The 20,825-nt window shown below is 53.7% G+C and carries 19 protein-coding genes; 13 read left to right on the top strand and 6 right to left on the bottom strand.

What is annotated here, in order from left to right:
* From RIC05_RS01405 to RIC05_RS01355, 11 genes are all read left to right on the top strand, one after another.
* Window positions 1-420 (top strand): flagellar hook-basal body complex protein (locus tag RIC05_RS01405; protein ID WP_350059735.1); only part of this gene is annotated, 420 nt, incomplete at its 5' end.
* A gap of 355 nt (window positions 421-775) precedes the next feature.
* A complete protein-coding gene (fliF, locus tag RIC05_RS01400) occupies window positions 776-2,377 on the top strand; it encodes a flagellar basal-body MS-ring/collar protein FliF (protein ID WP_350043461.1) in 1,602 nt (533 codons plus the stop codon).
* A 79-nt stretch (window positions 2,378-2,456) separates the two neighbouring features.
* Window positions 2,457-3,974, top strand: a complete 1,518-nt coding sequence (locus tag RIC05_RS01395) for a FliH/SctL family protein (protein ID WP_350048052.1) — start codon at window positions 2,457-2,459, stop codon at window positions 3,972-3,974.
* Window positions 3,967-4,329 carry a flagellar motor switch protein FliN gene (gene fliN / locus RIC05_RS01390; RefSeq protein ID WP_350043463.1) on the top strand — a complete coding sequence of 121 codons (363 nt, stop codon included), beginning with the start codon at window positions 3,967-3,969 and terminating at the stop codon, window positions 4,327-4,329. Before RIC05_RS01395 ends, fliN begins: the two co-directional genes overlap by 8 nt.
* 21 nt (window positions 4,330-4,350) lie before the next feature.
* Window positions 4,351-5,145: a motility protein A gene (locus RIC05_RS01385; protein ID WP_350043464.1), complete on the top strand. Its 795-nt coding sequence runs from the start codon at window positions 4,351-4,353 to the stop codon at window positions 5,143-5,145.
* Window positions 5,146-5,233: 88 nt separating this feature from the next.
* On the top strand, window positions 5,234-6,778 hold the full coding sequence (locus RIC05_RS01380) for a sigma-54-dependent transcriptional regulator (protein WP_350048050.1): 1,545 nt from the start codon (window positions 5,234-5,236) through the stop codon (window positions 6,776-6,778).
* An 88-nt stretch (window positions 6,779-6,866) separates the two neighbouring features.
* Complete coding sequence (gene flhA / locus RIC05_RS01375; RefSeq protein ID WP_350043466.1) at window positions 6,867-9,032, top strand: flagellar biosynthesis protein FlhA; 2,166 nt, start codon at window positions 6,867-6,869, stop codon at window positions 9,030-9,032.
* Window positions 9,033-9,090: 58 nt separating this feature from the next.
* Window positions 9,091-10,071 carry a flagellar biosynthesis protein FlhF gene (locus RIC05_RS01370; RefSeq protein WP_350048048.1) on the top strand — a complete coding sequence of 327 codons (981 nt, stop codon included), beginning with the start codon at window positions 9,091-9,093 and terminating at the stop codon, window positions 10,069-10,071.
* Window positions 10,068-10,856, top strand: coding sequence for a MinD/ParA family protein (locus RIC05_RS01365; RefSeq protein WP_350048046.1), 789 nt, complete (start codon window positions 10,068-10,070; stop codon window positions 10,854-10,856). The genes RIC05_RS01370 and RIC05_RS01365 overlap by 4 nt, the downstream gene beginning before the upstream one ends.
* Window positions 10,857-10,863: 7 nt before the next feature.
* Window positions 10,864-12,492, top strand: coding sequence for a hypothetical protein (locus tag RIC05_RS01360; protein ID WP_350048044.1), 1,629 nt, complete (start codon window positions 10,864-10,866; stop codon window positions 12,490-12,492).
* Window positions 12,493-12,583: 91 nt separating this feature from the next.
* The gene (locus RIC05_RS01355) at window positions 12,584-12,985 is read left to right on the top strand and encodes a hypothetical protein (RefSeq protein ID WP_350048042.1); all 402 of its coding nucleotides are present in this window, start codon (window positions 12,584-12,586) and stop codon (window positions 12,983-12,985) included.
* 6 nt (window positions 12,986-12,991) lie between these two features.
* On the opposite strand, the gene RIC05_RS01350 is transcribed toward RIC05_RS01355, so the two are convergent.
* From RIC05_RS01350 to RIC05_RS01335, 4 genes are all read right to left on the bottom strand, one after another.
* Window positions 12,992-13,546, bottom strand: coding sequence for a prolyl hydroxylase family protein (locus RIC05_RS01350; RefSeq protein WP_350043471.1), 555 nt, complete (start codon window positions 13,544-13,546; stop codon window positions 12,992-12,994).
* 132 nt (window positions 13,547-13,678) lie between these two features.
* A complete protein-coding gene (locus RIC05_RS01345; RefSeq protein ID WP_350048040.1) occupies window positions 13,679-14,326 on the bottom strand; it encodes an ATP-binding cassette domain-containing protein in 648 nt (215 codons plus the stop codon).
* A gap of 3 nt (window positions 14,327-14,329) precedes the next feature.
* Window positions 14,330-16,015, bottom strand: coding sequence for an ABC transporter permease (locus RIC05_RS01340; protein ID WP_350048038.1), 1,686 nt, complete (start codon window positions 16,013-16,015; stop codon window positions 14,330-14,332).
* Between the two features lie 6 nt (window positions 16,016-16,021).
* Window positions 16,022-17,263: an ABC transporter substrate-binding protein gene (locus RIC05_RS01335; RefSeq protein ID WP_350048036.1), complete on the bottom strand. Its 1,242-nt coding sequence runs from the start codon at window positions 17,261-17,263 to the stop codon at window positions 16,022-16,024.
* 208 nt (window positions 17,264-17,471) lie between these two features.
* Here RIC05_RS01335 and RIC05_RS01330 point away from each other — a divergent pair, with 208 nt between their 5' ends.
* A complete protein-coding gene (locus RIC05_RS01330; RefSeq protein WP_350043475.1) occupies window positions 17,472-18,206 on the top strand; it encodes a TerC family protein in 735 nt (244 codons plus the stop codon).
* Entirely contained in the window at window positions 18,206-18,685 is a 480-nt protein-coding gene (locus RIC05_RS01325) for a YbaK/EbsC family protein (RefSeq protein ID WP_350048034.1), read from the top strand. The genes RIC05_RS01330 and RIC05_RS01325 overlap by 1 nt, the downstream gene beginning before the upstream one ends.
* A 22-nt stretch (window positions 18,686-18,707) precedes the next feature.
* Here the strand turns inward: RIC05_RS01325 and RIC05_RS01320 are convergent, their stop codons facing one another.
* Both RIC05_RS01320 and fliI read right to left on the bottom strand, forming a co-directional pair.
* Window positions 18,708-19,136, bottom strand: coding sequence for a flagellar FliJ family protein (locus tag RIC05_RS01320; RefSeq protein WP_350048032.1), 429 nt, complete (start codon window positions 19,134-19,136; stop codon window positions 18,708-18,710).
* A 77-nt stretch (window positions 19,137-19,213) separates the two neighbouring features.
* A complete protein-coding gene (fliI, locus tag RIC05_RS01315) occupies window positions 19,214-20,794 on the bottom strand; it encodes a flagellar protein export ATPase FliI (protein WP_350048030.1) in 1,581 nt (526 codons plus the stop codon).
* Window positions 20,795-20,825: the final 31 nt, after the last annotated feature.

Raw genomic sequence — 20,825 nt, 5'->3', positions numbered from 1 at the left:
GATGCCAACGGTAACCTTGTCAGCTACACCACCCACTTCATCAACCAGGACGGCGCGCAAGCCGGGACCATGGTGAACTATGCCCTGACCGAAGAAGGCTTCCTTCAGGTCGAATTCGCCAACGGTGTCAAACGCCCGGTTTACAAACTGGCCATTGCAACGTTCGAAGCCGCTGATGAAATGGAAAACCATACAGGTAACGTATTCCGCCAGACCCGTGAATCGGGTGACTATCTGTTGCGTGAACCGGGCCTGAATGGTGCGGGTAATGTTGTGGCATCGGCCCTTGAAGGATCAAACGTCGATCTGGGTGAAGAATTCACCAATATGATCGTTACCCAGCGTGCCTACTCGGCCAACACCAAAACCATTACCACGACTGACGAGATGCTTGACGAACTTATTCGAATCAAACGGTAATTAGGTTTTATTGCAGGGGGTTAGCGCACCCTGCAGTGATATGTCCGCAAAACGACTCGCCCGGCACACATGCCGGGCTTCTTTTTGCCGCGATGACTCACTACATTAAGAACTGGCGAAAGACGCCAACAAAGATGCAAATGATTCAAATCACTGGCAAAATTGAATCATCCAACTGGGCAAAAATTGCCGGTTGTTAACCTGTTCTTCAGCATGGAGAACTATTCGTTGTTGATGCTGGTCGATTTCCGTATGGACCGACCCGCATCGGGGACAGTGGTAAAATTTCGTTTCGGAGCAGTCGAACGTGGGCGGCTTGTTACAAACATTCAAAAGTCTGGGACCTACACGCCTGATGGCAATCAGTGGCGTGGGCGTATTGCTGCTTGTGTTCTTTGCCTTTCTGATCTTGCGTGTTTCCGCTCCGAATATGGAACTGCTGTATCGGGATCTTGATCCCGGCGATGCCAGCCAGATTGTCAATCGACTGGAAGATCAACAGGTCTCCTATCAACTTCTCAATAACGGCACCGAAATTCTTGTCCCGGGGGATCAGGTCAACCGCATGCGTCTGAGCATGGCCGAAGGTGGCCTGCCTGCCGGTGGTTCTGTTGGCTATGAAGTTTTTGATAATGCAGACGGGTTTGGCGCCACCAGTTTTGAGCAGAACATCAATCATGTTCGCGCACTGGAAGGCGAACTTGCCCGCACCATTAGCTCGATCCAGTCGATCCAGCAGGCCCGTGTCCATCTGGTTCTGCCAAAACGTCAGATGTTCTCGCGTGAGACGCAGGAAGCCAGTGCATCCATCGCGGTAAAAATGGCCGGTGGTGAACTTAAACCTGAACAGGTTATCGCAATTCAGCATCTGGTCGCGGCTGCTGTTCCACAGTTGAACCCAAGCAAGGTTTCCATCATTGATGAACGTGGCCGTTTGCTGGCCCGTGGCGATGGTGAACAACAATCCTCGACCTTCCTGACCCAATCTGCCGATGAAATGCGCATTCGCACCGAAAGCCGACTGCGCAACACCATCGAAGACCTTTTATCGCGTTCCCTTGGGTATGGCGAAGTCCGTGCCGAAGTTTCTGTTGAAATGGATTTCAACAAGGTCACCACGGCAAATGAACGCTATGACCCTGATGAACGGGTTGTTCGGTCCAGTCAGACGATTGAAGAAAACGCGACCAACTCCGAAACAGAGGGTACTGACCCTGTAACACTTCAGAACAATCTGCCAGATGCCAACTTTGGTGGCGGGGCCGGTTCAGGAACCCAAAGTCAGGAAAACCGTTCCGAAGAAACGGTGAATTACGAGATTTCGAAAACAACCACCACGCAGGTCAAGGAAATCGGTGAGATTTCCCGTGTGACCGTGGCGGTTCTGGTCGATGGCACATACACCACCGACGAAAATGGCGAACGGCTGTATGAGGAACGCGCACCGGAAGACCTTGAAAAGATCGCAGCTCTCGTACGCAGCGCCATCGGCTATGACCCACAGCGCAGCGATCAGGTTGAAGTCATCAATATGCGGTTTGCCGATACCGGCGATCTGTTCGCAGATGAAGAAATCGAAACCTTCCTTGGGCTTGATAAAGCTGAAATCTTCCGCATCGCCGAAATGCTGGTTCTGGCCATCGTTGCCATTCTGGTCATCCTGCTGGTGGTTCGCCCGCTTCTGACCCGTGCGTTCGAAACATTGCCAAGTGCCGCCGATATGGCCCAGCGCCAGCTTTTGGCTGAAGATATGACCGCCGATGGGACGCCAGCCCTTGCCGGCCCTGCCCCGGTACCGATGGCACCGGGCATGGATGACGGTGAAGAACTGATCAACCTGTCGCAGGTTGAAGGGCGTGTGAAAGCATCCTCGGTTAAAAAAATCGGCGAGATCGTGGAAAAGCACCCGGAAGAAGCTCTTTCGATCATTCGCAACTGGCTGTATCAGGAGACCTGATTTTCCGAACAGTCGTCGGCTCACTGGCAGCCCTGTGGCTGCCTTCCTTTTGTCGCTCAAGGCGGTTTAGCAGTTTGATATGACGGCCATTGAAAAGTTCACATTTTCTCTAAGTTTTGATGATGCAGACAATGTCATTCGCTCATCCGGGGGCGATGACGAGCATTACGCGTTTGGCAAAAAGAAAAAAAAGAAGAAAGACGACACTCCGCCACCGCCGCCACCCGTCTATACCGAAGAACAAGCAGCCCAGATGGTCGCCGAGGCCGAGCAAAAAGGCCATGCGCAAGGCTTGACCGAAGGCCACGCCCAAGGGTTTGAACAAGGTCATCAGGAAGTGATGGCTTCGGTTGAGAAAGCCATTGGCGATGTTGAATCCGTCATTGCCGAAAAACTGGACCAGATTGACGAGCAGCAAAAACGCGCTAATGCAAAAATCAACGAGGATGCCATTCACGTCGCCCTTGGCGTCATGCGGAAACTGGCACCGGCTTGGTCAAAGCAATATGAACTGACCGAAATCGAAGATATCGTTCGCCAATGTCTTGCCAATCTGTTTGACGCGCCGAAGGTCCTGATAAAAGTTCATCCCGATCTTGAACAGGAACTCGCCGCAGTATCAGAACGCATTGCGCTGTCGCGTGGTTTTTCCGGCAAGGTGATCGTGGTGGGCGAACCGGACGTCGCCATTGGCGATTGCATGGTATCTTGGGGCGATGGCACCGCTGTTCGCGATACGGCCCGTGTGTGGTCCGAAATCAACGAGATCATTGATAACGCTCTTTCGCTTCACGCCGAAGATCATGACCTTTCACAAAGTGACATGGGTGATCTGGATCTTCAGGAAACGCGTCTTTCCGAACCTGAAAATAATGATGCGCTGTTGGACGCCGCAGATGCCCAGCCCAATACTCAGAACAGCGCCCAAAATCCAACACAACCTGACCTAACTGAGCAAGTAGCTCCATCAACAACAGGCAACGACCCGGAAGGTTCTGCCCAACAGGCTGGTTCTGATGACACGGCCAAGGCCCCGCAAGGTAATGAGCCACTATCCGATCCCACCAATGGATCATCGGAAGGCAGTGAACAATCTCACACTGTGGCACCACCATCTGCAATGACAGAACCCGAGACCTCGGCTCCGTCCGCGGATGTAGGGCCCGCGCAAAACCAAGTCGACAATGGTTCCAAAGAAGGCGATGGCACCGATGCACGGAATGTGCAAACATCATCAAATGATGCGATGCCACAAGCTGACAACACGCCGGAAACTCCGCAAAATCAGGAAAAAGCAGCCGCACCAGACACACAACAGGCACCGGCACCGAGCCACGCGGCAACGACAGACGATGCTGATGAGGTAATCAGGGCTGACACTCCGGCAGGGCAGCCTGCCCCGACACCAGAGGAATCTGGCGTTCCGGAACAGAAAAATGTCACTGCACCGGAACCTCAACCGGCACCGCCCGCACCCGAAAGTCAAAGGGGACAGACTGAAAGTGCGGAAAAAGAAATGCCCGTGAACCCGACCGAAGCCGAAGATTTGGCTGCTGTGAAGCAACCAACCAAAGACGCAGGAGACGAAAATGGCTGATGATGACGATCTAGAACTCTCGGAACTTGATGATGATCAAATCGAGCTAGAGGGTGAAGGCACTGAACTTCTGGCCGCTGCCGACTCTGGCGGCGAGCAGATGAAAACATCCAAAGATCTGGAAGCCGTCTACGATATTCCCGTTCAGGTTTCAGCGGTCCTTGGAAAAGCAACCATGCAAGTCAGCCAATTGCTGAAACTTGGTCGTGGTGCTGTAGTAGAACTTGACCGTAAGGTTGGGGAAGCTATTGATATATATGTGAACAACCGTCTCGTCGCGCGCGGCGAAGTCGTGGTTGTTGAGGATCGGCTTGGCGTGACCATGACGGAAATCATTAAGTCTGAAAAAGGCTAACGTAAGAGAGGAATTGCGACTATGGCCGAAGGGGGGACTAAAACGTCGTTTGACATTGCGACAGTCGGGGGACTGATCATTGGCTTCGCGCTTGTGATTGCTGCTATTATCTTTGGCGGCTCACCGGGTGCCTTTATTGATATCCCTTCTGTTCTGATTGTTATCGGCGGTACTGCCGCGATCACAGCTGTGAGCTTTGCGCTTGGCGAGTTCCTTGGGTCAGGCAAAGTCCTGATGCGGACGATTTTCCACAAATCACGCAACCCGGCCGATGCCGCACTCCAGATCTTGCAACTTGCAGAAATCGCGCGCAAAGGCGGCGTTTTGTCGCTTCAGGGCCATCTTGATAGCTTGCAAAGCGAAGAATATCTTTGGAAGGGCCTGTCTTTGGTCGTCGACGGCACCCCTGCCGAAGAAGTCGAAGCCATCATGCGCAAAGACATGAACGCAACCATCGGGCGCCACCAAAAAGGTGCCAACATCCTGAAAAAAGCCGGTGACGTCGCCCCGGCAATGGGTCTGATCGGGACACTGATCGGTCTGGTTCAGATGCTTGGTAACCTTGATGATCCGTCGTCAATTGGTCCGTCCATGGCTGTCGCACTTCTGACAACCTTCTATGGTGCAGTTTTGGCCAACATGGTCTTCGTGCCACTTGCCGGGAAACTTGAACGTAACTCTGGCGACGAAGAATTGCTAAATTCTGTCTATATGGTCGGTGCCGTTTCCATTGGCCGTCAGGAAAACCCGCGCCGACTGGAAATGCTGATCAATTCGATCCTGCCGCCGTCAAAACGCGTCAGCTATTTCGATTGATCATAAACGTGAATGCGATGGCCCCGAGAACCGACATATTCTTTTGGCATTCGGGGCCGCTTGGAACTGATCGGAAAGAGATGAGACTATGCAGGTACTGATCGTTGGTGGACTGGGCGGACAGATAGGCGCAGCCAGCAAGATCGCAATGGCGCGCGGCGCTTCGGTCCAGTTGGCCGAAAGCGTCACGACTGCGCTTAATATCCTGCGGGCAGGCAACCGTATTGATCTGGTGATGGCTGACATCACACTGGATGTTGCCGCCCTGATCGTCGCTATCAGTCAGGAACGTATCAATGTGCCGGTCGTTGCCTGTGGCATTGGCAATGACGTCAATGGTGCGGTCAACGCGATCAAAGCCGGTGCACAGGAATTCATCCCGCTTCCCCCCGAAGCAGACCTGATCGCCGCCATTTTCGAAGCCGTCACCGAAGAAAGCCACGCGCTGATCCACCGCGATGCCCGCATGGCAGAAACCCTGCGTCTGGCATCACAGGTCGCCAACAGTTCGGCGTCCATTCTGATCACAGGTGAAAGCGGGACCGGCAAGGAAATCATTTCGCGCTTTGTCCATCGCAAATCCAACCGTTCGGATAAGCAATTTGTTGCCGTAAACTGTGCTGCGATCCCGGACAATCTTTTGGAATCCGAACTTTTCGGGCATGAAAAAGGTGCCTTTACCGGCGCACAGGCCCGACGCATCGGGAAGTTTGAAGAGGCCAATGGCGGGACCCTTTTGCTTGATGAAATCAGCGAGATGGATGTGCGCCTTCAGGCCAAGCTTCTGCGTGCCATTCAGGAAAAGGAAATTGACCGTCTGGGCGGCAAAGCCCCGGTCAAGATCGATGTCCGTATTCTAGCAACCTCGAACCGAAATCTAGAGGCAGAAGTCAATGCGGGCAATTTCCGCGAAGATTTATATTTCCGCCTGAACGTTGTTAATCTTGATATTCCGGCTTTGCGCGAACGTCCTGATGACATCCCGGTACTGGCCGAGTTTTTCGTTAAAAAATATTCCGAAGCCAATGATGTCGCTGTACGCCCGATTAGCCCGCTTGCCATCGCGCGTCTGCAATCACATCACTGGCGCGGCAATGTGCGTGAACTTGAAAACACCATGCATCGCGCGGTTTTGATTGCGGGCCCTACTGAAATCGGCCCCGAAGCCATCATGCTTTCCGGATCCCCGAACAGTGAACACACACCTGCGCCCGCACAGCAGGCACCAACTGCACCGGCACCGGCACCCTCACCTGCATCTGCGCGGGCGAACTCGGCCTATGCCAGTGCCAATGCAGCCTATGGGGCAGCGTCATCGGCCTATCAGCCAAGCCCACAAACGCAGCCACCGGCGCAAGCCCCGATCACGCCTGAAACAATCGATGATGATGGTGTGGCGGGTTCCGATGCAGAAGCCGCATCGGGCGATGGATCGGCAACAGCGGGCTTGGTCGGGCGGACGGTTGCGCATGTTGAACGTGATCTGATTATTGATACGCTTAAGCATTGCTTTGGCAATCGCACCCATGCCGCCAATATTCTTGGCATTTCCATCCGGACATTGCGCAACAAACTGCGCCAATATACCGACGATGGACTGGCAGTTCCGGCACCGGGTGACGGCCACGACTAACAGGATTTCTTGTCGTTAGCGCCCCCGTATCAAAGGGTAACAAAGCGCACCAGACACAGAGCAACCAACAGGATTACAAGCAAACACCATGGCCGAAGGTCAAAACATCACACCGACTGGATCGGGCGGCTCTGACGGCCCCGGTGGTGGTGCGCCCGGCGGCGTCAATATAGGCGCAATCATTCAGTCCCGCGTCTTATCGGCGATGAAACGTGGCGATATCGCCATGGCGCTTGGTTTTGTCATGATCCTTGTGGTCATGATGTTCCCGATGCCGCCATGGTTGCTTGATTTCATGCTGGCATTGTCGATCAGTTTCTCTGTTCTGATCCTGATGACATCGTTGTTCATTCAAAAACCGCTGGAATTCAACTCGTTTCCAACGATCTTGCTGGTGGCAACGTCGTTACGTCTGGCGCTGAACATCGCGACGACCCGGCTTATTCTGGGTCATGGTCACGAAGGAACACATGCCGCCGGTGCGGTGATCGAGGCCTTTGGCAGCTTCCTGATTTCAGGAAACTTTGTCATCGGGATTATCGTATTTTCCATCCTTGTAATCATTAACTTCGTCGTTATCACCAAGGGTTCTGGCCGTATTGCCGAGGTCGCAGCACGCTTTACCCTTGATGCCATGCCCGGCAAACAGATGGCGATTGATGCCGATTTATCGTCAGGGATCATCAACGAAGAACAGGCAAAGGCCCGCCGTAAGGAACTTGAAGACGAAAGTTCGTTCTTCGGCTCCATGGATGGTGCATCGAAGTTTGTCCGTGGCGATGCAGTTGCCGGTATTCTGATTACGTTTATCAACGTGGTTGGTGGCATCATCATCGGCACTGCGCAGATGGGGCTTTCCCTTGGCGAAGCCACCGAGGTGTATACCATTCTGACGGTCGGTGATGGTCTGGTATCGCAAATCCCGGCCCTGATCGTTTCGACCGCAGCGGGTCTTTTGGTCACCAAAGGTGGTCTTGATGGCGCGACAGAAAAAGCCGTCTTTGGCCAGATCAGTAACTATCCCGCAGCCCTTGGCGTTGCTGCGGCCCTGATGGGCGGCATGTCGCTTCTGCCGGGCATTCCAATGATCTGGTTCCTGGGTCTTGCGATCGGGTTGGGCTATCTCGCCTATTACATGAGCAAGCGTCAGAAGAACGCTGTCGACGCCGAACAGATGAGAGAAACGCAGGCCGCAGCCGATGCCGCCGCCCCACCCGCCGAAGAACCCATCGCCAATGCGCTGCGCATGGATTATGTCCGGCTTGAACTGGGCTATGGGTTGCTGTCGCTGATCAGCACCGAACGGGGTCAGAAACTGACCGATCAGATCAAGGCACTGCGCCGTCAACTGGCCGGTGATATGGGCTTTGTCATGCCATCTGTCCGTATTCAGGACAACATGCAGCTCCCTGCCAATACCTATGTCCTTCGGGTCAAGGAGATCGAGGCAGGCCGGGGCGACTTGCGCCCGAACATGCTGCTGGTCATGGATCCGCGCGGCGAAGAAATCACCCTGTCGGGTGAAAAAACCATGGAGCCAACCTTTAACCTGCCGGCGATGTGGATCGAACAGGGCATGAAGGAAGAAGCCATGTTCCGTGGTTACACTGTGGTTGACCCGCAAACCGTGATCACGACGCACATTACCGAAGTGATCAAGGACCACATGCCTGAATTGCTGTCGTATGCCGAAACGCAAAAGCTGCTTGATGAACTTGATGACGATCAGAAAAAACTGGTCGAAGATATCGTTCCGGGTCAGGTTTCCGTCGGCGGTGTTCAGCGAGTGCTGCAGAACCTTTTGATCGAACGCGTGTCCATTCGTGACCTGCCAACCATCCTTGAAGGTGTGGCCGAGGCAACTGCCTTTACCCGCAATCCGACCTTTATGACCGAACATGTGCGATCCCGTCTTGCCCGTCAGCTATCAGATGTGAATACCAATCAGGAAGGTGTTATCCCGCTTGTGACCATGTCACCGCAATGGGAACAGATATTTGCCGAAAGCCTTGTTGGATCGGGCGAGGAAAAACAGCTTTCCATCCCGCCAAGCCAGCTGCAGGAATTTATCAACAAGGTGCGCACAACATTTGAACGCTTGGGTATGATGGGAGAATCGCCTGTCCTTCTTACAAGTCCGGGCATTCGTCCCTATGTTCGTTCTATTGTTGAACGATTCCGTCCAAGCACGGTGGTGATGTCACAAAATGAAATTCACCCCAAAGCACAACTTAAAACACTGGGGCAGGTCTGATTGGTTGGTTTCATGCAGATGGCTCTGAATGCCCGCAGAAATGATTGGGGGGAAATAAATGCGTCTTAAAACATTTACCGCCCCCACAATGACCGAGGCGATGGCGCTTGTAAAAGAGCATATGGGCAATGATGCGATCATTGTATCAACCCAGGACATCCCCGGAAGTGGTGTGCGTCTTACGGCGGCCCTTGATCATGATCCTGATTTTGACGATGACAGCGGCCCTGCCCCGGCATTGCAAGAACAACTTGATATGGTCGAAACGGCCCTGACACGGCACAATTTGCCTGAAAGGCTGCGCATTCGTATTTGCAATCTGATGGCACGCGAAACAGCCGCGGCTTCGGCACAACAATTATTGGCCGGTGCGCTTGACGAAATTTTTGATTTTTCGCCGCTACCGGAAAAAAACACGCCGCGTGCCTTGGCCTTTGTCGGCCCCCCGGGATCAGGTAAAACGCTGGCCGTTGCAAAAACGGCTGCACGTGCAGTGATGAAAAAACGCAAAGTTGCTGTTCTTTCAACCGATTACAAACGTGCTGGCGGCATTGCGCAGCTTGAAGCCTTTACCCGGATTTTAAAAATTGACCTGATACAGGCCAAATCGCCTGAAGAACTCAAAAACCATTTTAACGATATCCGCCAAGCGGATGTCATTCTGGTCGATACAGCAAGCTGCAATCCGTATCTTGGAAATGATATTGGCACGCTTTGTGAATTCATGCAGGCAATACCAAGTGAAACGATATTGGTTAACCCGGCAGGAATTGATGCAGATGAGTCTGCTGATATCGCCAATGCCTTTGCCGATGGTGGTGCAACACGCGTGATGATTTCACGTCTGGATGTTGCAGCCCGCCTTGGCGGTGCGCTATATGGGGCTGATTCAGGAAATCTTTCCCTTTGTAATGTCAGTATGACAGCTCAGGTTGCGGACGGTTTAACTGCCTTAAGTCCCCTTGCCTTGGCAAAACTTCTGATACCATCCCATCGCGCGGATACCGCAAAACCGAGCTTCTCCGAGGTCGTGAAATGACTACCAAGTCTGATTCTGCACCCAAATCTGCCCCGCGCACCAGAGGCCGCAATGTTCTTGCCGTCGCATCTGGTAAAGGCGGCGTGGGCAAGACCTGGTTCTCGATTACCTTGACCCATGCCATGGTTCTCGAAGGGCAAAAGGCGCTTCTGTTTGATGGCGATCTTGGTCTGGCAAACATCGATATTCAGCTCGGCCTGATGCCCAAACATGATCTGGGGGGTGTCATTGCTGGCCGTATCGGCCTGAAAGATGCCGTCACCCATTTCCCCGATGGCGGTTTTGACATTGTTGCCGGTCGCAGTGGATCGGGCAGCCTTGCCAACCTTCCGGCCTCCCGGCTTCAGGCCCTGTCTGACGATTTGCTTCAGACCGGCAAGGCTTATGACAAGGTTCTGATCGATCTGGGTGCCGGGGTTGATCAGGGTGTCCGTCAAATGACCGGACTTGCCAACACGGTGATTGTCATCACCAATGGTGATCCGACCTCTTTGACCGATGCATATGCCTTTATCAAGATCACGCATATGGCCCGCCCGAAAACCGATATCCGGGTCGTCATCAACATGGCCAAGGATAAAAAAGAAGGTCAGGCGATCTATAGCAAACTTCTGAAAGCCTGCGAGGGCTTCCTTAAGATTTCACCGCCGCTTCTGGGTGTCATCCGGGCTGATGCGCGTGTTTCCGAATGCATTCGGAATCAAACACCGCTTTTGACCCGTCATCCAAATTGCGATGCCGCCCACGATATAGAGGCCATCGCACAAATCCTTCTCGAGGAGTAATTGTGCCATGACGCTCCCGCCACAAGCCATATCACCCGGGCCGTCGGTCGGTGGTCAGGCCTCGGCGGGCGCATCGGCACAATCAGGCCAGGTATCGGTCCCGGCACAGGTCACCGCGACCGTTACCAATGCAACATCGCCGCAAGTCGCTGCGGCCTTGGCCAAGCTGCCTGTGGAAACGCTTTTGCAGGCATCGGTGCAATCGCAGTCTGGCAATCAACTGACATTGGCCACCGCCCTTGGGCAGGTCACCGTAAAAGTCCCGACACAACTTCCGGGTAATCTTGGCGATCTGATCTGGGCCCGCATTCCAACAACCAATCCCGGCACAGGACAAGCAGGCGCAAACCCTGCCGATGGCATGCGCCTGCAACTTTTGCCGCAAACCCTCACCCCCGGAACGTCTGGTGGCCTTTCAGCTGGCAACATCACCGCAACCACCCTAACACCCGGTCAAACCTTCAGTGCCATGACCACATCGATCCTGACCATGCCCAACGGCACGCAATTGCCTGCCGGAAGTCAGACGCAAGTTATCTTCCTTGGTCAGGGCACTGTAACACCGCAACAAGCCGCCAATGTCTTGAATGCCGCTGCAGGTGGCACCACAGCGGGCGGCGCAGGTGGACTGGTTGCTGGTGGTACTGCGGCTGGTATGGCGACGGCTGGGGCGATACCTACGACGGCGACACCTCAACTTTCAGGGCAGCCAAGTCCCGCCTTGTTGCTAAGCGGAACCGTTTTGCCATCTGATAGCGCCGAAGCCCGCATGTTGCCGCAGGGCTTTACTGCTTTGCGCACATCGGCTGGCATCGTCGGGATCAAATTGCCGGTTCCTGCCCCAGTTGGGGCCACCTTATCCTTCAGCGTTGATGCATCGGGCAGTGGCAAGGTTACGACCTCCATGCCGATGACCGAGGCCGAGCTGATTGCACGTGGCCAGAATGCCGCTCTGTCACGCGACTGGAGCAGCCTGCAAACGGCCATCACAGCCCTTCAGCAGCATGATCCGGGTGCAGCCATGTCGCTTTTGAACAACCTGCCGCAGGCTGGTCCGAAACTGACCACCACCATGATGTTCTTTTTTGCCGCAATGACAGGCTCGGGCAGCGGCATCCGTGGCTGGATGGGGGATCGTGCTGCGAACAGTCTTTCAAGCTTGTCTGATCTTGATGGTGGCGGCCTGAAACGGCTTGAAGGCGACTTTGCCCAATTGCGCGCCATGGCAAGTGACGATCGCCCGGATGGCTGGCGTGTGATGGCGATGCCGTTCAATATGGGCGATCGGATCGAACAGCTTCAACTGGGCTGGCGCCACGGTGACCGCGAAGATGATCCCGACAAAAAAGATGATCAGGGAACCCGGTTCCTGCTTGATTTGTCCTTTAGTGCCGTCGGCCATACCCAACTTGATGGATTGGTCAAAGGCGAAGACAGCAAATTTGATCTGATCATTCGCACGGAAAACCCGCTGCAACCGCATAACCGTGACGATATTCGCGGCATCTTCCGCGAAGCATTGCAAATATCGGGATATAAGGGCCACATCCTGTTTCAGGACGGGTCGCGCTTTGTCCATATTGCCCCGACGGGTGATAACAGTGGCCCCAATTCCCATCACGGGATCGAAGCTTAAACCACCCGCAATGCCCAAAAATGAATGCTTTTCCTGTTAAGAACAGGCGCGTATTCTTAATGATCTTAAAAATTAGAAACGGTTAGAAGACATGCTTGAAATTTATCAACGTCGAAACCTGATCCTGACGGAAACAAATCCGGGCCCGCAGGTTGATTATGTCGTGACGTTGCAAAGCAACCTGACCGGTGCGAAAAACGTTTTCCCTGCCCGCATGACGCTACGCTATGTCCCGGATCGGTTGATCCTCAAGACCGACGACCTTGCGCAGTACTATGCCGAAATCTCAAATGTCGCGTTCGAGAATTTCGAAAGTGCGGCTGTGCTGCTGATGGACGATTTCAACAATGAACTCGTACCGCGCTGGATCAGCTTGCGTCTGGACAAACAGACCGCTGACAATGATCAGATTTTCCACCACGAAGCCGCCCTTGAAGACCGTCAGCCCAAATGGGGCAATCCGCGTCTTCTGGATCGGTTAGAGCGCTATTAAACGGAATTAGCGGAACGGGTTTCCATGCACCCATTGGGTCAGGGAATAACGAAGACCTGCTGTGGTTGGTGCGACCCGATGCAGAACAAAGCTTGGGAAAAAGATCGCTGTTCCGCGTTCCATTGGCGCATCAATGAAATGTCCGGCCGGATTGAGTTGCAGCAACCCGCCTTCATACTGATCAGGTTCGGAAAGCTGAATGACCAAGGTCATCTTGCGGCGCCGGGCAACTTCAGATGATCCGATATCACTGTGCCAGTCATAATGGCCGCGCTGATCGCCAACATAACAGGCAATCTGCGCGTCTTCGGCAAAGTCGGTCAGGGAAAAATCAAACCAGTTGCGGTTCACATCGGCAACAAGGTCCGTGATCCGGCGCGACACAGCCGGTTCCTGTTCTTCGTTAAACCACGTGATTTTAGATTGCCGGATATGCGTTGCTGACTGTCCTTGAACAAGCCCGCCATCATCCATGTCCTTGGCGAAACCATTGATCAGGCGTTCGCACGTCTCGCCATCAAGGGCATCTGGAACAACAGCATACATTTCATCTGGAAACATTGACGACATTCTCCATGCCGCACGGCTGCTTAATCTGATGACTTAAGCACAAAATATTTTGGGCGGTAAGATGCTATAGGGCCAATTCACGCCGGTTGCCAGCAAATTTGGCACTGCCTGTATCACAAAATATCAGGCCAGATTGATAACCCTGCCACCTGCAGCCGCGCCGTCTTCGGGATCATGGGTCACCATCAAAGTCGGCAGCCCGTTCTTGCGCGCAAGATCAAAAACAAATGACCTGATCTGATCACGAAGCCCGCTATCAAGTTTTGAAAATGGTTCATCAAGCAACAGTGCGCAAGGTTCTGATACCAAAACCCGCATCAGGGCAACACGTGCGCGCTGCCCACCCGACAATGTCGCCGGGTCACGATCATAAAACCCTTCCATACCGGCACTGATCAGGGCTTCTTCAACCCGCTCACGGCGGTTTGCTTTGCCCTTGACCTGCGATGGCAGGGCAAAGGCCAGATTGCCGCCAACCGATAAATGCGGGAACAACAGATCATCCTGAAACAAAATGCCGACATGGCGATCCTGCGGCGCACAGCCATCAAGCGCCATGCCATCAAGGATAACTTCGCCCGATATCGTGAACTGGGCCGGAAGTGTTCCGCAGATATGGCCAAGCAGGCTTGACTTCCCCGATCCGCTTGGTCCCATCAGGGTCACGACTTCGCCCGGTGCAATGGTCAGATTGACCTTCATGAGTTCACGCCCATCAAGGTTTATGCGTACATCGCGTAACTCAAGACCTGTCTTGCCCGAAACTGGCATTCCTTATCCTTTGCTTTGCACATTCATGCCCCGTCGATGACGGAACAGAACGGCAGGTATCAAAAGTGCGCAAACAAACCCGGCAAACGGCAGAACCATTTGCAGCAATCCATAAATCCCGATCATCCGACGATCCCCACCAGATGCAAGCGCAACCGCCTCGGTCGTTACCGTGGCAAATCGACCAGCCCCGATCAACAAAGTTGGCAGATACTGACCAACCGTTACCGCCAATCCGACCGCCATGGTTGTCAAAACCGCACGGGTAAGCAACGGCAAGCGAACTTGCCAAAACACCCGGTTTGGCGATGCCCCCAGACACAGGGCCGTTTGCCCGTAACGTGGATCAACTGCGCGAAACGGATCAGAAAGCGACAGATACACATAGGGCAAAACGAACACCAGATGCGCCAACACGACGGCATATAATGTGCGCTCCAACCCGATCAGGGTAAAGAAGACCTGCAATCCAAACATAAAGCTGATCTGCGGCACCAGAAGGGGCACATAAATCAACCATATGGCCCCGCGCCCCGGACCATGACCAATGCGTATTTCATTTTCCAGACAGCCCAGAACAAGGGCCACCGCGATCAAAACGGCGGGAATACCAATCAGCAATGTCGCCCACAGGCTAGTCCCGATCATATCAAATTCCCGCATCCAAAGGCGGAAACTGAAATTGCGCGGCAGTATATCGGGAAAGGCCCAGAACCCCGCAATGCTCCAGACCAACAGGATCACAAGACCAAGAATAACCGTCCCTGCTGCAATCCCGGCCAGAACGGCACTAAAACGACGAAGCCCGTCATCCCGTTTAAACCGATGTCCATCTTCGGCCCAGTAGCGTCCGGTGATGCCTACAATCTTCTCACCGATTATCCATATCCCCATTGCGACAATCACGATCAGTAACTGAAGCACGGCCGCACTTGATGCCATAAACCGATATGCCAGATCCGGGTCGGACAACCACCCAAGAATGCGCACAGCCAAGGGCGCCGGCGTGGTCGGCCCCAAAATCATCGCGACATCAACAACCGACGTCGAATAGGCAAGCACAGCCAGTATCGGCAAACGGATTTGCGGGTATATGCGTGGCAAACTTGCCTTGAACCATCCGGCAATCCGGCCATATCCCAATGTTGCGGTGATCTGGGCGGTGCGTTCTGTTTCTGCCTGCGGCAAGGCCGCCAATGTCATCAGAAACAGGAACGGGATTTCCTTGGCGACCAATCCTGCCACCATCGCCATTCCCAAGGGATCATTGATAATCGCGACATCGACCGGTCGATCCCATCCGGCAAACTGTGCGACAACGCGCGCGATCCAGCCCGATGGCGCAATCAGGAATGCCAAACCGAATGCCGCCGTTGCATGTGGCACCGATAAGATTGGCGACAGTACCCGCTGCATCATGCGGAAAACCGCAGTGCCCTGCCAGGCGGCACAAAACAGCAAAACAATCACAACCGATATCAAGGTCGCAGCAAGACCATTGACCAAGGACAACCGAATAGATTGATCAAGCCCCGGCTGGGCAAATATCGCTGCCCACGCATCAAGGCTGGGGCTATTGCCGCCAAGGGCGGGCAAAATGCCGAATGCGGGCAACAATGTTCCAATCAGCCCGGCTGAAACCGGGCCGATCATAATCACAATTGTCAGGATCGGGATAAATCGCAGCATGCGCGATTATTGAACCGCGCCGTAATGTTTCTGCCATTCAACTTCGACCAGTTCCATCCAGCTTGGATGGGGTTCTGGCAAAACTGTACCGCGCTCGGCAGGTGAAAGGGATGCAATGCCAAGATCAAGACTGGCAAAGGCATCGCGCATATCATCAGGCAGCTTATCCATCGCAAGAACGGTATCAGCGCCCCAGTATTGCGGATCCTGTTTGCGCAGCTGTGCTTCAGGCGACATCAGAAAATCGCCCAGAACCACGGCCCCGGCCTTGGCCGATGCGTTATAGGGGATGGCGACAAAGTTGGTATTGCCAAGGGTTCCTGTGTCAAAAACGTAGGAGCGCACTGTATCTGGAAGTTCGAACGCCTCGATCGCCGATGACACTTCGCCGGAACTGAACGAAAAGGCGATATCAACTTCATTGTCAGCAAGAAGGGTGCGCATTGATGCACCGTTCTGCGGATAGGCATGCCCGTTGCGCCACAACAATGGCTGCAAATCTTCTAGATATCCCCAAAGCGGTGCCAGAACTTCCTCGGCATCCGCTTCATCAGCAGGTTGCTGCAAGACTTTCGGGTCTTTCACAAGTTCGGTCAGGATCTGTTTAAGGAAGGTCGATCCCATATAGTTTGGCGGTTGCGGATAGGTAAAACGACCCGGATTTTTCACAAGCCACTCAAGCAATGCCTGTGCTGATTTTGGCACGTCATCATGTTTGGCCGTATCGTAATAAAAACTGACCTGTGCCATGCCCCACGGTGCTTCAAGCCCATCGGTTGGCACGGTAAAATCATTGATCACGGTGGGTTTGCCAGCAACATCGACATAATCGAAATTCGGTGTTTCTTCGACCCACGGACCAAACAGCAATTCATTGCGCTTCATCGCGGCAAAGTTTTCACCGTTAATCCAGATCATATCAACCGCACCGCCATCATCAACACCGGCCGTCTTTTCTGTCAAAACCTTGGTCACAGCATCGGCGGTATCGGTCAATTTCACCTGAACGACATTCACACCATACCGTTCACGGACCTGTTCACCCGCCCATGCGATATAATCATTAATGCGCGGTTCTCCGCCCCAGGCATGCCAGTAAACGGTTTGACCACGGGCCTGATCCAGAACCGATTGCCAGTTGCCAACATCTGGTGCCGGATCGGCAAAGGCCGGAACGGATACAGATGCGGTGGCAATGCCCGTTGCCAAAGTCAGGGCAGAAACAAAAGCGCGCATTTTCAAACGCATCTTGAACAATCCTTTTCACCTAATGATCAACATACCCGTGCGCCCTTCTATACGGGGGCGTCGTCGGGTAAGCTGTTTGACTTTTATGATTGCCAGTTTTTCTATACTCGCCCGGCAAAATCAATTCACGCTTGCGTTAGAACGTGTTGACACACACCTTATCACCGATCCGGTTATTGCCATCACAGCCTATATTGGGAATGAAATCATGTTCGAATGGATGAGCGATCCACATATGTGGATGGGACTTGCCACCCTGACCGCCCTCGAAATTGTTCTGGGCATCGACAATATCGTCTTTTTGTCCGTGATTGTTTCCAAACTTCCGCAAAAGCAGCAGGCATCGGCCAGACGCATTGGTTTGTTGGCTGCAATGGGGATGCGCTTGGGCCTTTTGGCGGGCATTACCTGGATCATGCAATTAACCGCGCCTTTGTTTGAAGCCTTCGGGCAGGAGGTCAGTGGACGGGATTTAATCCTGATTATTGGCGGGTTGTTCCTGATTGCCAAGGCATCCAAGGAAATCCATCATTCCATTGACGAACCCGAAGAACAGGGCCCCGGCAAAGTGATGTCAAGTTTTGCCATGACGATCGTTCAGATCATGTTGCTTGATATGATCTTCTCGCTTGATAGCGTGATTACAGCGGTCGGCTTGGTCGACCATATTTCGATCATGGTGATTGCCGTTATCCTGTCGGTTCTGGTGATGTTGGCTGCGGCTAAGACCATTGGCGACTTTGTTGAAAAACATCCTTCTGTCAAAATGCTCGCCTTATCGTTTTTAATTCTGGTCGGGTTTGTCTTGTTACTTGACGGTGTCGAAATTCACATACCAAAAGGCTACATCTATTTCGCAATGGCCTTTAGCCTGTCTGTCGAAACGCTGAACCTTCTAAATCGCAAGCGCAAACTCAAAAACCGTGAGCAAGAGAACGTCTGATGAAGAAAGTTGCCCCACCTCAATGTTTACAAAATGCCTTTGAGGAAAATGGTCTTACGCAAATCGAAGTGTTCGAATTTCCCGAAGGCACGCACACGGCTGCCGATGCCGCCAAGGCCATTGGCTGTGACGTCAGCGACATAGGCAAATCGCTTGTTTTTGTGACGGAAACACTCAACCCGATCCTGATCATCATGAACGGGGCGGATCAGGTTGATTTGACCAAGGCCTCAAACCTTCTTGGTCTGCCGATCCGCAAAGCGGAGGCCGCCGAAGTCCGCGAAACCACCGGATATGTGATTGGCGGCGTCCCGCCCTTTGGTCATGCAAAGCCGGTAGAAACGCTGATTGATAAGAAGCTTCTGGAAAAAGACACCGTCTGGCTGGCCGCAGGCACGCCCAAGACAGTGTTTACACTTTCGACCCGTGATTTGCGTGATGTTACCGGGATTGAGACGGGCGTGGATATTTCTGCCTGATTGCTAAGGTAGGATCCTAGCCTTAAACAAGTCCGTCATCCCGTGTCGCAGAACGCATGCCGATTTCATCAAGCTCTTCTTGCTCTTTGCGGTCTTCTTCGGCTTGTGCGGCGGCGGCCCTGTTACGTTCGGCGATCTCGGCTGTTTTCATTGCCTTGAAGGCATCGGCAACTTCATCGCGAAAGACGTCGATCTTTTTTTCCTGCTCGGCAATCATTTTCGTAATCGCTTCGCGTTCGGCGATCACCGCACTGGCAAAACCGCCATAGGCAAAACCGGCAAGTTCCGGGTTTTCAGCAGCAACCTTTTGTTCGGCAATGACCGCTTTTTCAAGCGCGTCTTTCTCGGCAAGAAGGTTATTTAACACACCTTGCATCTCGCCCAGTTCACGCTGTTTTTCATCCAGCGCCCATTTGCGCATCCGTACCAGTGTTTTGAAATCCTTGGCCATGGGTTACCCCTTGTCCTCAGAAACCATCATCGCAGAAACCCTTATCAACCGGCCCTCACACACAGCAAAGATCGTCATTACGGTTTCCCGCCTTGATCACGACGCAAGGCACGTTTGGCATCGTTAAGGTCACCCGCATTGCCTGCCTTGGACCGGCTATTGACCTTTGGCCCGCGGTTAATCGTCGGCCCCGTTGACGGCGGTGGTGCAGGCCGATGGGGTGGCATTTCATCTGGAATGCCTTGCGGCGCAGCTGCGGCCGGTTGGGCGGCCTGCTGTGGTTTTTGCGATTGGGCCCCTTTGGCGACACGTGGGTCTTCTGGCTGCTGGGCCAACAGATCAAGGCGGCGCGCCAGATCAAGATAGCCTTCATTTAGCCGTGTACATTCGGTCTTGCGCTGTTTGAGAAATTCTTCAATCAGCGGGAAATAATGGATCGCTTCATCGACTTTGGGGTCGGTTCCCAGACGATACGCGCCAAGCCGGATCAATTCGGCCATATCGTCATAGGTCGCAAGCAATTGCCGCGCACGTGACACGATGTGGTTTTCTTCTTCGCTGTTACAGGCGGGCATCGTACGCGACACACTGCGCAGGATATTGATCGCCGGATAGCGGCCCTGCTCCGCGATGGAACGGTCCAACACCACGTGCCCGTCAAGAATACCACGCACCGCATCAGAAATCGGTTCGTTATGGTCATCACCATCGACCAGAACGGTGAAAAGCCCGGTGATTGATCCCTGCCCCGGTCCGCCCGGACCTGCACGCTCCAAAAGACGCGGCAATTCGGCAAAGACCGTCGGGGTATAGCCCTTCGATGCTGGTGGTTCGCCGATTGACAAGCTGATTTCACGCTGGGCCATGGCAAAACGGGTGACGGAATCCATCATACACAGCACATCGCGTCCGACATCGCGGAAATATTCCGAAATCGCCATGGTCATATAAGCTGCCTGACGCCGCATCAAGGGCGGCTCATCTGATGTCGCCACCACGACAACCGAACGGCGCAAGCCTTCTTCGCCCAGATCATCTTCAATGAATTCGCGGGCTTCACGCCCACGTTCGCCGATCAGACCAACCACCGATACGTCCGATGTGGTATGGCGCGTCATCATCGACAGCAAACTGGATTTCCCGACACCCGACCCGGCGAAAATGCCCATACGTTGCCCGCGGCAACAGGTCAGGAAGGTATTCATCGCCCGAACACCCAGATCAATCTTGCCCGCAACACGCTGACGCGAATGGGCCGATGGCGGCATATTGCGAATTGGATAGGCTTTCGTGCCTTCGCTTAGCGGGCCTTTGCCATCAACAGGTTCGCCAAATGCGTTGACCACACGGCCAAGCCAGCTTTCATCGGGATAAACCTGTGGCTGGGTATCACCCAGTTCAACTTCACAGCCGATCCCGATACCATCAAGAATACCAAACGGCATCAAAAGCGCGCGTTCGTTGCGAAAGCCAACAACCTCGCAAATCACAGCCTTGCCATCGCGCCGTTTGACCTTGCAGCGATCCCCGACGGACAATGCACCTTCAACCCCGCCGATTTCCACCAGCAGGCCCAAAACCGCCGTAACCCGCCCGACCACGCGGTAGTCGGGAATGCGGCGAAGTTCTGCGATGATGTTTCGACCGATCTGGAACACGTTTTGGATCTTTTCCGGTTGCGGTGGTTCA

Origin of the sequence: Thalassospira sp. (genome assembly GCF_040218635.1) — a bacterium.
Lineage (GTDB): Bacteria > Pseudomonadota > Alphaproteobacteria > Rhodospirillales > Thalassospiraceae > Thalassospira.
Note: the sequence above shows the minus strand (reverse complement) of the source record. Positions and strands in the feature narration are given on the sequence as shown.